We start from the raw sequence: 11,372 nt of genomic DNA, 5'->3' as shown, positions 1-11,372 counted from the left end.
GTCCTACCGGCCCCCGTCCGCCGCCCGTGCCCGGTTGGCGAGGATCCTGATCGAGATCAGCGCGATCACCGCGAGTCCGATGATGTAGGCGGACACCGCCATCGACGTCCCGGTCGCCTCCAGCAGCAGCACCATCATGAACGGCGCCAGCCCGCCGCCGAACACGGCCGCGATCTGGTACCCGAGGGACGCCCCCGTGTACCGCATCTCCGCCGTGAACAGCTCGGCGAACAGCGCCGCCTGCGGCCCGTACATGATGCTGAGGAAGCAGCTCGTGACGAACGTGCCGACGGCCAGCCACAGCAGCGACTTCGTGTCGATGAGCAGGAACAGCGGCACCGCCCACACCAGCAGCCCCACCGCCCCCAGCGCGTAGATCCGCAGCCGGCCGATCCGGTCCGAGAGCGCCGCCGAGGCGGGGATCAGGACCAGTTGCGTGAGGCTGACGCACAGCGACACGGTGAGGACGGCGCCGCGCTCCATGTCAAGCTCGCGGGTGGCGTAGTCGAGCACTCCGGTGATGATGATGTAGAACGTCGCGGTGTTGACCGCGAACGATCCGCCCGCCAGGAACACCGTGCCGAGGTGCTTGGTCAGGATGGTGCGCAGCGGTGAGCGCGGCGCCCCCTTCTCCTGCTCGGCCAGGGCCCGCTCGGCCTCGCGGAAGGCCGGTGTCTCCTCGACCCGCGTGTGGATGTACCACGCGAGGACGAGCACCAGGACGCCGACGAAGAACGGCACCCGCCAGCCCCACGATGCGAACGCGCTCTCGCTGGTCGCGGCGCCCGCGACGAGGAAGACCGTGTTCGCCGTGACGACGCCGATGGGCACCCCGAGCTGCACGAGGCTGCCGTACAGCCCCCGCTTGCCCTCGGGGGCGTACTCCGTGGCCATCAGCATCGCCCCGCCCCACTGGGCGCCGACGGCGATGCCCTGGACGACGCGGAGCAGGACGAGCAGCACGGGCGCCGCGATCCCGATGGTCTCGTACGTCGGCAGGAGCCCGATGCCGGTGGTGGCCACGCCCATGAGCGTCAGGGCGAGGACCAGCATCGGCTTGCGGCCGCGCTTGTCGCCGAGGTGCCCGGCGATGACCCCGCCGACGGGACGGGCGAGGAACCCGACGGCGAAGGTCGCGAAGGCGGCGAGCACGCCGGCCGACGAGCTGCCGGAGGGGAAGTACAGGTCGCCGAGGACCAGGGCCGCGGCGATGCCGAAGACGAAGTAGTCGTACCACTCGACGGCGGACGCGAGGGCGGCGGCGGTGGCCACCTTGCGGCGGTTGCGGTCGGCGGGAGGGGCTGCCGTGGGGTCCTTGAGCGGGGAAGATGCCGTGTCCATGCGCTGCACACTCCGGTGGGTGCGGGGACGGAGGAGGGGGTGGCGTCGAGATGTGCCGGACCGTACCGACCGGGCGGTACGGAGGTCAACGGGTTCGACGCCGGCACTTTTCTCCGCGCCCCGCCCCCGAACCGGAACCCGCGCGGGCAGCACGGCCACCCCGGCCGCACGGGCGGCCGGGGTGGCGGGGCGGGGGCGGCTAGAAGACGACCAGGGCGCGGCCGCCCTTCCCCGCGATCATGTTGTCGAAGGCGGCCGGAATGCCGTCCAGGCCGATCTGTTCGGTGACCATGCCGCCCAGGTCGAGACGGCCGGCCCTGATGTGCTCGGCCAGGACGGGCAGGTCGCGCGCCGGGTCGGAGTTCCCGTACACGCAGCCCGTCAGCGTACGGCCGAAGTGGAAGATCTCCAGGGCGTTGAAGGTGACCTGCTGGTCCTTGCCGCCGATGCCGACGACCGTGGTGCGCCCGCCCCGGCGGGTCGAGTCCCAGGCCGTCCGGATCGTGACGGCCCGGCCCACGCACTCGATGGCGACGTCCGCCCCCTGCCCGCCGGTGAGCTTGCGGATCTCCCGGGCCGTGGTGTCGGAGGCGATCAGGAAGTCGGTTGCCCCGGCGGCCCGCGCCAGCTCCTCCTTCTCCGGTGAGACGTCGACGGCGACGATCTGTCCGGCCCCGGCGATACGGGCCGACTGCAGGACGGCGAGACCGACCCCGCCGACGCCGAAGACCGCGACCGACTCCCCCGCGCGGACCCGCGCGCTGTGGTGGACGGCTCCGTACCCCGTGAGGATGGCGCAGCCGAGCAGCGCCGCGTCGACCAGCGGAATGCCGTCGGGGACCGGCAGGACGCAGTTGGCGGCGACGACCGTCTCCTCGGCGAACGCCGCGACGTTCAGGCCGGGGTGGAGGTCGGTGCCGCCGGCGGTACGGGCGTACACGTTCCCGGCGCCGGACAGGGCGTCGGCGCACAGCCACACCTCGCCGATGCCGCAGTGGTGGCAGGCGCCGCAGGAGGGCGCCCAGTTGAGGACGACGGGGTCGCCGGGAGCGATGTGCGTGACGCCCTCGCCCACCGAGACGACCGTGCCGGCCCCCTCGTGGCCGAGCACGGCCGGGACCGGCACACGCATGGTGCCGTTGGACAGGGAGAGGTCGGAGTGGCATACCCCGGCGGCGGCGAGACGGACTCTCACCTGGCCGGGGCCGGTGGCCGGAAGGTCGATGTCGGTGATCTCCAGGGGAGCACCGACGGCGGGCAGGACTGCGGCGCGGACCATGGTGGGGGTGCTCCCGGGGCTCAGAACTGGAGGGACTTGGTCTGGAGGTACTCGGACAGGCCGTGCGAGCCGAGTTCGCGGCCGACGCCCGACTGCTTGTAGCCGCCGAAGGGGGCCAGCGGGTTGAAGCGGCCGCCGTTGATGTCGACCTGCCCGGTGTCCATGCGGCGGGCGAAGGCCACGGCCTGGGCGTCGTCCGCCGCCCAGACCGCGCCCGCGAGCCCGTAGACGGTGCCGTTGGCGATGCGCAGCGCCTCGTCCTCGTCGGCGTACTTGAGGATCGACACGACCGGGCCGAAGATCTCCTCCTGCGCGATCGTCATCTCGGGGGTGACGTCCGCGAAGACGGTCGGCGCGACGTAGTAGCCGGTGCCGAGCGGGGCGTCGGGGCCGCCCGCCACGACGCGTGCGCCCTCCTCGACGCCCTTCTCGATGTAGCCGCGCACCCGCGCCTGTTGCTTGGCGTTGACCAGCGGGCCGACCCGGTCGCCGACGGTGTACTTCGCCACGGCGGCGGCCGCCGTCGCCACGGCCTCGTCGTACTGGTCCTCGTGGACCAGCATCCGGGTCCAGGCGCTGCACGTCTGACCGGAGTTGCCCATGACGTTGGCGACACCGACGTTGACGGCCTTCGCCAGGTCCGCGCCCGGCAGGATGACGTTGGCCGACTTGCCGCCCAGCTCCAGGGCGACGCGCTTGACGGCCGCGCCCGCCGTCGCGCCGATCCGCCTGCCGACGGCGGTGGAGCCGGTGAAGGACACGAGGTCGACGCCCTCGTGCTCGGCGAGCGCCTGGCCGGCGACCGGGCCGAGGCCGGTGACCAGATTGAAGACTCCGGCGGGGACGCCCGCCTCCTCGACGGCCTCGGCGAAGAGCTGAGCGGTCAGCGGGGTGTCCTCGGCGGGCTTGAGCACCACCGTGCAACCCGCCGCCAGGGCGGGCGCCACCTTGGCGACGATCTGGTGCAGCGGGTAGTTCCACGGTGTGATCGCGCCGACCACGCCGACCGGCTCCAGGAGCACGGTCGAGTTCCCGACCTTCTCCTCGAAGGAGTACGTCGCGGCCAGCTCGGCGTACGAACCGGCGACCAGGATCGGCACCCCCGCGTGCACCGCCTGCGAGAAGCCCAGCGGCGCGCCCAGCTCGGCGGTGACGGTCTCGGCGATCTCGTCCTTGCGGGCCACCAGCACGTCGCGCAGGGCGGCGATCCTGGCGGCGCGCTCGGCCGGAGCGGTCGCGGCCCAGCCGGGGAAGGCGTCGCGCGCGGCCCGTACCGCCGCGTCGACGTCCTCGGCGGTACCGGCCGGGACGTGGCCGATGACCTGCTCGTCGGCCGGGTTCACGACCGCGATCGTGTCCTGGCCGACGGCGGGCCGCCACTGGCCGCCGATGTACATCGCGTCATGGGCCTTCATCGCTGATCCTCCAGAGCTACCGGGCTGCCGTAGTGGTCCGCACCCCAAACTAGCGCTGTTAGTTTTTACGCGCCAGGGCCCAAGGTCCCCGCCGCCCGCGCCGGACCGCTCAGCCGCGCGCGAGCACGAGGAATGCCTCCCAGGCGCGGGAGGGGAGGGCGAGGACGGGACCGGCCTTGTCCTTGGAGTCGCGGACGTGGACGGTGTGGGGGGAGGCGGCGACCTCCAGGCAGTTGTCACCTTCCGTGCCGCTGTAGCTGGACTTGAACCACGCCCGTTCCGTGGTGCTCATAGCGCTCCTCTGATTCGCTCCAGCAGACCCATGGAGTTCAGTGGACTGAGGGCCTGTGAGCGGAGTGTGGCATACCGCTGGTGCAGTACGGCGGCCTCTTTCGGGTCAGCGATCAACCGACCCGATTTCTGCCCCTCCGAGTAGGCGAACCGCCTACTCTCAGGAGTCTCCAGTAGCGCGAGAGGGCCGTCCAGACCCGCATGGTGCTCACTGTCCGTCGGCATGATCTGCACCGACACGTTTCGCAGCTGGGCGTACGCCAGGATGTGATCCAGGAGACCACGGGTCACTTCCGTACCACCGAGCCGCCGCTGGACGATGTGCTCGTCCAGGACAAAGCTGAAGGCAGTGTTGGGCCGCTCAAGCAACAGCTGCTGACGACCCATGCGCGCGGCAGCCTGAGCCTCCAACTGCTCGTCGGACAGCGGCGGAACACTGTTGCCGAACGCGGCCCGCGCGTACCCCTCCGACTGCAACAGCCCCGGCACGAGCCTGCACTCGTAGTTGCCCAGACTGACCGCCTGCTGCTCCAGCCGCGCCCACTTCCTGAACCACGCCGCCAGTCCCGGCTGGCGCGTCAGGTGGCCGAACGCCCGGCGCAGTGCGCCCGTACCGCCCAGTGCCAGCTCCGCGCGCTCCACGAAGTCCTTGTCCGGCATGCGTCTGCCCAGCTCGATCGACTCGATCGTGTGCTTGGAGAACCGCACCAGCGGCCCGAACTCCTCCCTGGTGAAGCCCGCGTGCTCCCGCAACCCCTGGACGAACGCCCCGAAGGTCTTCAGGCTGTCCGATGATTCCGGCTCGTCGTGTTCCCAGTCCCCGGCCATGGACGGCCACCTCCCAGTGAGCGAATCTCCCGCACTCAGCTCACCCAGGGTTACGGCATGCACGACCGTACTGTCCACAGCGCGTGTCCGTACGGTGGCCCAGCGTACGGACGTGTCCGCTGGTCACGGTGGCGTCGGGCCCGCCACGGTGGGCTCCATGCATACCGAGACGCAGCCGTCCGCTGCCCAACCTCCGCTCACCGTACGTGTGTTCCGGCAGCGGTTCTCCGCCACGCGCAAAGCGGCCAGGCTGGCGCGGCTGCTGGCCGTGCACCAGTTTCACGAATGGGGCGTGCCGTACGGAAGCGACTCCTCCGACGTCGCCGCGCTGGTCGTCGCCGAGCTGGCCGCGAACGCCGTCACGCACGGCCGGGTGGCGGGCCGCGACTTCGAGCTACGGCTCGTGCTGGAGGCGGGCGGGCTCCTGCGCGTCGAGGTCGCCGACGCCCGCGCCGAACGCGGCCTGCCCGTGCCACCGCCCCATGCCCCGCCTCCTGACGCGGAGACGGGGCGAGGGCTGCCGCTGGTGGAGGCACTGGCCGAGACGTGGGGGGTCGTCGACCGGCAGGTGGGCAAGACAGTGTGGGCGACGCTCCGCGTGGCGCGGACCGTCACACGGCCTTGACCCCTGTGAGGTGGGCGAAGACGACGACGTTGGAGGCGTACCCCTTCTTCTTGTCGAAGGTCCCGCCGCAGGTGATCACGCGCAGCTCGGGGCGGCCGGCCTTGTTGCCGTACACCTCGGCGTCGGGGAATGCCTCCTTCTTGTACGTCTTCACCGCGTCGACGGTGAACTGCGCGACGCGGTTGTCCGCGCGTACGACCTCGACGACGTCACCGGGGTTGAGGACGTTGAGGTTGAGGAAGATGGCCGGGCCGGTCCGGGTGTCCCGGTGCCCGACGAGGAGGGAGGTGCCCGCCTCTCCGGGGCTCGGGCCGTCCTGGTACCAGCCGACCAGGGCGGGGTCGTCCACCGGCGGGGTGGCGAGGGTGCCCCTGGGGTCCAGTCCCATGCCGACGACGGGCGCCTCGATGGAGATGCGGGGCACCGCCACCCTCGCCGGGGGCGAGTGCGTCAGCGGCGGGTACGTCGCCCCGGCCGGGCTCGGCGACGGCTTCGACGCCGAGGGCGACGGTGCCACCGGCTTCGGCGGCACCGGCACCGGCTTCGGCGCGGGACTCACCGCCCAGGGCGACGGGACCGCGGGCTTCGAGACCGCGGGCACCGGCACCCCGGGCTTCGACACCGCCGGCGACGGCACCACCGGTGACGGCACCGGCGGCTTGGGCACCGGCGGCGTCGTCGCCGGTCGCGGGACCGGTTCCGGCGCCGGGTTCTTGGCGGCCGTGTCGTGGGCGGCGGTGTCATGAGCGGCGGTGACGACCGGCGCGTCCGGGGGCGAGTCGCCGCACCCCCGGACGACACCGGTCATCAGCGTCACCGTCACGGTCGCCGTCATGGCGAGGCGGCAGCCCCGGCTCGGTCCACGACGGCGGCGGGAACGGGTGTTACGCGGCGCCATTTGCGCGGCGGCGGGCCCGACGGACGAAGATCAGCCCGGCCACGCCGGCCGCGCCCGCGACCAGCGCGGGAGCCATGCCGAGCGACGAGCCGTCGTCGTTTCCGGTGCCCGTGCCGGTGCCCGCGCCGGTGTCCGCCGCCCCGCCGCCGCCGGCGGGTACGGCGCCGCGCGGAGCGGGCTTGTTGTCCTGCTTCTTGGCGCAGTCGACCTTGAAGATCTTCTGCTTCGGCACGCCGCCCGGGAACGTCCAGTTGAGCTGGTAGTGGCCGTCCGGGAGCGAGTAGTCGGCGGTGTGGCCCTTGCCGCTCGCCATGTTGATGCCGCCCGTCAGGGTGGGCTGGGGAGGCGTCTTCGGCTGCGGGGTGATGGTCCAGTTGACCAGCGGCACCGTCTCGAAGTTGGAGGCGGCCAGGTTGAACGTGCAGACCTCGTAGTGGTCCTTGCTGTCGTTGAAGCTGGTACCGGCCTTGTGGATCTTGACCTCGCCGCTGTCACCGGGGACGGCGAAGGCAGCCGGCGCGCCCCACAGGGACACCCCTGCGAGGGCCAGCGTGGCGAGGGCGGCCATGCCCGGACGGACGCCGTGGGAGCGAAGAGATGTCGAGGTGGTCATGCGGGGCTCCTTCAAGCCGAGATGATTGTCGTACTGATCACTCGATCGCCTGATTAGATGTCACATATCGGGCGTGAAGAAGCCTAGAAACGCTGAGAAGTCGTCAGATATGACCTGACTGGCCGACAGCGGGTGTCTGCCGACCGAGGGAGGCGGCCCCTCCCCCACCGGCTCCGCCGGACTCCCCGGACCCACCGGGCCCGTCGGCCCCACCGGGCGCGTCGCTCGCTCGGCCGCGCAGGGCCAGTCCCGCCGCCCCCAGCAGCAGCACGCCCAGCATCAGGAAGGGCGCCGCCGTCCCCGCCACGCCGGCCACCAGCCCCGCCGACGCGGGGGCCGCCACCTGCCCGAGCCGGTTGCCGGTCAGGCGCAGGGCCAGGGCCGTCGAGCGCGCCTCCGGCGGGGACGCCCGGACCACCGTGGTCATCGACAGCGGCTGGCCCACGCCCAGGCAGAAGCCGAGCAGGGCCAGCATCAGCGCCAGCGCCCACACGGGCACGGGGAGCGCGACGCCCGCACACAGCAGGGCCGCCAGCAGGCAGGTGACGGTCATCAGCGCGGTACGGCCGAGCAGCCGGATCATCGGCGTCATCACCAGCCGGCAGGCGATCGTGGCCGCGGCCCGCAGGCTGAGCAGCAGGCCGACGACGGAAGGGGCGATGCCCCGGTGTTCTCCGACGACCGGGAGGTACGCGGTGAGGACGTCGGTCGCGGAGAGCACCGCGAGGCTGATGAGGATCCCGGCCGGCACGCCGCGCGTGCGCAGGATGCGGTGCACCGGAACCTTGGCCGCGCGCCTGGCGGGCGCCGCGCCCCGCGACCGGTGCTCGATCCGCCAGAGCGAGGTGAACGACACCGCCGCGACGACGGCCGAGACGATCAGGGCGAGGGCGCTGGTGCGGGCCATGGCGCCGTCGTGGCCGGAGACCAGCAGGCCGGCGGCGACCGGGCCGACGAGCTGGCCGAGCGACGCCCCGATGGTGAAGTGGCCGAAGTTGCGGTCCTGTTCGGCCGGGGCGGACTGCCGGGCGACGATCGACTGGGCGCCGATGACGAAGCACAGGTGCCCGAGCCCCATCACCCCGCTCCAGGCCGCCATCGCCACGAGGGAGTCCGCCGTACCGCTGAGGGCGCACCCGCCGGAGATCAGGACGACGCCGGCGGGCAGCAGGGGCGCGCACCGCCCCCGGTCCGTCCTGCGGCCCAGGGGTACGGCGGCGAACAGGGGCAGCAGCGCGTAGACACCCGCGATCACGCCGACCGCGCGCTCGTCCGCGCCCAGGGCCAGGGCGCGGTACGAGACGGCCGGGCGCGCCATCGACACCGCCGCCTGCGCGAACCCGAAGGCGATGACCAGGCGCAGCAACCACCCGCGGCCACGCATCAGATGATGCCGAAGAGGATTCCGGCGCCGAGCACCACAAGCGAGGTGAGCGCCGCCCACTTGACGGTGAACCGGGTGTGGTCGCCGAACTCGACCTTGGCCATGCCGACCAGGACGTACACGGCGGGCACCAGCGGGCTGGACATGTGCAGCGCCTGTCCGACGAGCGAGGCGCGGGCGATCTCCAGCGACGACACCCCGTGGGCCGCACCGGCCTCCGCCAGGACGGGCAGGACGCCGAAGTAGAAGCCGTCGTTCGACATGAAGTACGTCAGCGGGAGGCTCAACAGGCCGGTGACGAGGGCCATGTGCGGGCCCATGGCGTCGGGGACGGCGCCGACGAGCCAGTCCGCCATGCGCTCGACCATGCCGGTGCCGGTGAGGACGCCGGTGAATACGGCGGCGGCGAACACCATGCCGGCGACGTTGAGGACGTTGTCGGCGTGGGCGGCGACGCGGGCCTTCTGATCGGCCATGTCCGGGTAGTTGACCGTGAGGGCGAGGGCCGCGCCGAGGAGGAACAGGACCGGGATCGGGAGCAACTCCATAATCATCGCGGCGAGCAGCACGACGGTGAGCCCGGCGTTGAACCAGTAGAGCTTGGGGCGCAGGGTCGCACGGTCGGGGTCGAGCCCTTGGAAGCCCTCACCGTCGGCGGCGTACGCCGGACCGGCGTACGCGTCGTCCCCGCCGCCGGGGCTCTTGCGTGTCTCCTCGCCGCCCCCGCCGCCGGCGGTGACCAGGACCTCGGCCTCCGCCTCGACCGCCTCGTCGAGGGTGAGGTACCCGAGGCGCTTGCGCTCCCGTCGGCCCAGCACGTACGCGAGGACGAAGACGAAGACCAGTCCGACGGCGAGCGCCGGGATCATGGGCACGAAGATGTCGGCCGCGTCGAGCTTGAGCGCCGTGGCGGCGCGGGCGGTGGGACCGCCCCAGGGCAGCGTGTTCATGACGCCGTTCGCGGTGGCGGCGACGCCGGTCATCACGACCAGGCTCATCCCGAGCCGCTTGTAGAGCGGGTACATCGCCGAGACCGTGATCATGAAGGTGGTCGAGCCGTCGCCGTCGAGCGACACGATCGCCGCGAGCACCGCCGTGCCGACCACGATCCGCAGCGGGTCGGCCTTGCAGAAGCGCAGGATGCCGCGCACGATCGGGTCGAAGAGACCCACGTCGATCATCACGCCGAAGTACACGATGGCGAACATCAGCATCGCGGCGGTCGGGGCGAGATTCCCGACGCCTTCGAGGACGTAGTCCCCGAGCTTCGCCCCCTGTCCCACGAGCACGCAGAAGAGTGCGGGGATCAGCACGAGCGCCGCGATCGGCGACATCTTCTTCATCATGATCAGGACCAGAAAGGTCGCGATCATGACGAATCCGAGGATGGTCAGCATTTGGGGTACCTCACGTTCGCCCTTGAACTCCCACCAGGCCAGGCGGTTCGATGACGTTAGGTCGCGTCGTGAGGCGTTAACAAGGTGTTGACGTGCGAGCAATAAGCGCAAAACCCCAGGTCACGATATGGGTGTTACCTCGACCGGAAAGCCGTTGAGAACCGCCGTGCCCGACAGCGGGTCGAGCCGGCTGCCGTCGAGGAGCTGGTTGACGTTCACGCCGGGAGCGGCCGCGGCGACCGCCATCCGTACGCCCTCGCGGTCGTGTCCCCAGCCGTGCGGCAGGCTCACCACTCCGGCGCGTACCGCGTCCGTCACCTCGACCGGGACCACCAGCGCCCCTCCCTCGGCGGTGACGCGGGCGTCCGCCCCGTCGGTGAGGCCGAGCCGCGCCGCGTCGTGCGGGTGGACCTGGAGGGTGCAGCGGTTGCTGCCGCCGGTCAGCGAGGGGATGTTGTGCATCCAGCTGTTGTTGGAGCGCAGGTGGCGGCGGCCGACGAGGACGAGCGTGGCGGGGCGTGTCTCCAGCGCGCGCCGCAGCCGCGGCAGGTCGTCGGCGACGGGCCCGGGCAGCAGCTCGATCTTTCCGCTGCGGGTCTTGAGGACCTGCGCGAGGCGCGGCCGGAGGGGGCCGAGGTCGACGCCGTGCGGTTGCGCCAGCAGATCGTCCAGCACGAGGTCGTACGGGCCGAGGCGCAGCATCATGTCCAGGCGCCGCTGCGGGCCGCTCGCCCCGGTGAGCCCGGCGGCGAGGCGGGCGGGATCGCCGCCGTGGACGGGTGAGTGCGGCGTGGCGACGGCCTTGCTGAGGGCGCGCTCGATGACGAGGTCGTCGACCGCCGAGGGGTCGGCGCCGTGCATGCCGCTCACCGCGAGGATCAGCCGGGCGTGGATCTCGCTCTCGTCCATCCGCCCCTCCTCCAGGGGCACGGCGGCCGGGGTGAAGCGCGCCTGGTTGCGCACGGCGAAGGCGTTGAAGGCGAAGTCGAAGTGCGCGCTGCGGGACGGCGGCGGAGGCGGCAGGACGACGTCGGCGTGGCGTGAGGTCTCGTTGAGGTACGGGTCGACGCTGACCATGAAGTCCAGGTGCTCGCCCAGGGCGCGGTCGAGGCGCAGCCCGTCGGGCGCGGAGAGCACGGGGTTGGCGGCGATGGCGATCAGCGCCCGCACCCGCCCCTCGCCGGGGGTGTCGATCTCCTCGGCCAGCGCGGCCAGCGGCAGTTCGCCCTTGGCCTCGGGGTGGCCCGCGGCCCGGCTCCTCCAGCGGCCGAGCGCGAAGCCCTTGCCGGGCCCGGCGGGGC

General features: G+C 72.1%; 11 protein-coding genes. 1 reads left to right on the top strand and 10 read right to left on the bottom strand.

What is annotated here, in order from left to right; all coding sequences use genetic code 11:
• Window positions 1-3: 3 nt before the first annotated feature.
• The 5 genes from E2E34_RS24335 to E2E34_RS24315 form a co-directional block, all read right to left on the bottom strand.
• A complete protein-coding gene (locus E2E34_RS24335) occupies window positions 4-1,341 on the bottom strand; it encodes an MFS transporter (RefSeq protein ID WP_138904051.1) in 1,338 nt (445 codons plus the stop codon).
• Window positions 1,342-1,540: 199 nt separating this feature from the next.
• On the bottom strand, window positions 1,541-2,620 hold the full coding sequence (locus E2E34_RS24330) for a Zn-dependent alcohol dehydrogenase (protein ID WP_138904050.1): 1,080 nt from the start codon (window positions 2,618-2,620) through the stop codon (window positions 1,541-1,543).
• A 20-nt stretch (window positions 2,621-2,640) separates the two neighbouring features.
• Entirely contained in the window at window positions 2,641-4,035 is a 1,395-nt protein-coding gene (locus E2E34_RS24325) for an aldehyde dehydrogenase family protein (RefSeq protein ID WP_138904049.1), read from the bottom strand.
• A 109-nt stretch (window positions 4,036-4,144) separates the two neighbouring features.
• Window positions 4,145-4,327: a DUF397 domain-containing protein gene (locus tag E2E34_RS24320; RefSeq protein WP_138904048.1), complete on the bottom strand. Its 183-nt coding sequence runs from the start codon at window positions 4,325-4,327 to the stop codon at window positions 4,145-4,147.
• A complete protein-coding gene (locus E2E34_RS24315; RefSeq protein ID WP_138904047.1) occupies window positions 4,324-5,154 on the bottom strand; it encodes a helix-turn-helix domain-containing protein in 831 nt (276 codons plus the stop codon). The genes E2E34_RS24320 and E2E34_RS24315 overlap by 4 nt, the downstream gene beginning before the upstream one ends.
• A gap of 157 nt (window positions 5,155-5,311) precedes the next feature.
• Between E2E34_RS24315 and E2E34_RS24310 the strand changes: the two genes are divergently transcribed.
• On the top strand, window positions 5,312-5,779 hold the full coding sequence (locus tag E2E34_RS24310) for an ATP-binding protein (protein ID WP_138904046.1): 468 nt from the start codon (window positions 5,312-5,314) through the stop codon (window positions 5,777-5,779).
• On the opposite strand, the gene E2E34_RS36660 is transcribed toward E2E34_RS24310, so the two are convergent.
• The 5 genes from E2E34_RS36660 to E2E34_RS24285 all read right to left on the bottom strand — a co-directional run.
• Window positions 5,766-6,296 (bottom strand): class F sortase, encoded by a 531-nt coding sequence (locus E2E34_RS36660; RefSeq protein ID WP_244316040.1) that lies wholly within the window; start codon window positions 6,294-6,296, stop codon window positions 5,766-5,768. The genes E2E34_RS24310 and E2E34_RS36660 overlap by 14 nt on opposite strands.
• Window positions 6,297-6,663: 367 nt before the next feature.
• Window positions 6,664-7,290 (bottom strand): hypothetical protein, encoded by a 627-nt coding sequence (locus E2E34_RS24300; RefSeq protein ID WP_208765324.1) that lies wholly within the window; start codon window positions 7,288-7,290, stop codon window positions 6,664-6,666.
• Between the two features lie 103 nt (window positions 7,291-7,393).
• Complete coding sequence (locus E2E34_RS24295) at window positions 7,394-8,674, bottom strand: MFS transporter (protein ID WP_138904045.1); 1,281 nt, start codon at window positions 8,672-8,674, stop codon at window positions 7,394-7,396.
• A complete protein-coding gene (locus tag E2E34_RS24290) occupies window positions 8,674-10,071 on the bottom strand; it encodes a CitMHS family transporter (protein WP_138904044.1) in 1,398 nt (465 codons plus the stop codon). Before E2E34_RS24290 ends, E2E34_RS24295 begins: the two co-directional genes overlap by 1 nt.
• Before the next feature lie 120 nt (window positions 10,072-10,191).
• Window positions 10,192-11,372 (bottom strand): molybdopterin dinucleotide binding domain-containing protein (locus E2E34_RS24285; protein ID WP_279637902.1); only part of this gene is annotated, 1,181 nt, incomplete at its 5' end.

The sequence above is a fragment of the Streptomyces albidochromogenes genome, assembly GCF_005981925.1.
Taxonomy (GTDB): Bacteria; Actinomycetota; Actinomycetes; order Streptomycetales; family Streptomycetaceae; genus Streptomyces; species Streptomyces albidochromogenes.
Note: the sequence above shows the minus strand (reverse complement) of the source record. Positions and strands in the feature narration are given on the sequence as shown.

Excerpts from the sequence above, each read along its gene's own strand:
- E2E34_RS24335 (WP_138904051.1), bottom strand. The coding sequence starts at position 1,341 with ATGGACACGGCATCTTCCCCGCTCAAGGACCCCACGGCAGCCCCTCCC.
- E2E34_RS24330 (WP_138904050.1), bottom strand. The coding sequence starts at position 2,620 with ATGGTCCGCGCCGCAGTCCTGCCCGCCGTCGGTGCTCCCCTGGAGATC.
- E2E34_RS24325 (WP_138904049.1), bottom strand. The coding sequence starts at position 4,035 with ATGAAGGCCCATGACGCGATGTACATCGGCGGCCAGTGGCGGCCCGCC.
- E2E34_RS24320 (WP_138904048.1), bottom strand. The coding sequence starts at position 4,327 with ATGAGCACCACGGAACGGGCGTGGTTCAAGTCCAGCTACAGCGGCACG.
- E2E34_RS24315 (WP_138904047.1), bottom strand. The coding sequence starts at position 5,154 with ATGGCCGGGGACTGGGAACACGACGAGCCGGAATCATCGGACAGCCTG.
- E2E34_RS24310 (WP_138904046.1), top strand. The coding sequence starts at position 5,312 with ATGCATACCGAGACGCAGCCGTCCGCTGCCCAACCTCCGCTCACCGTA.
- E2E34_RS24300 (WP_208765324.1), bottom strand. The coding sequence starts at position 7,290 with ATGACCACCTCGACATCTCTTCGCTCCCACGGCGTCCGTCCGGGCATG.
- E2E34_RS24295 (WP_138904045.1), bottom strand. The coding sequence starts at position 8,674 with ATGCGTGGCCGCGGGTGGTTGCTGCGCCTGGTCATCGCCTTCGGGTTC.
- E2E34_RS24290 (WP_138904044.1), bottom strand. The coding sequence starts at position 10,071 with ATGCTGACCATCCTCGGATTCGTCATGATCGCGACCTTTCTGGTCCTG.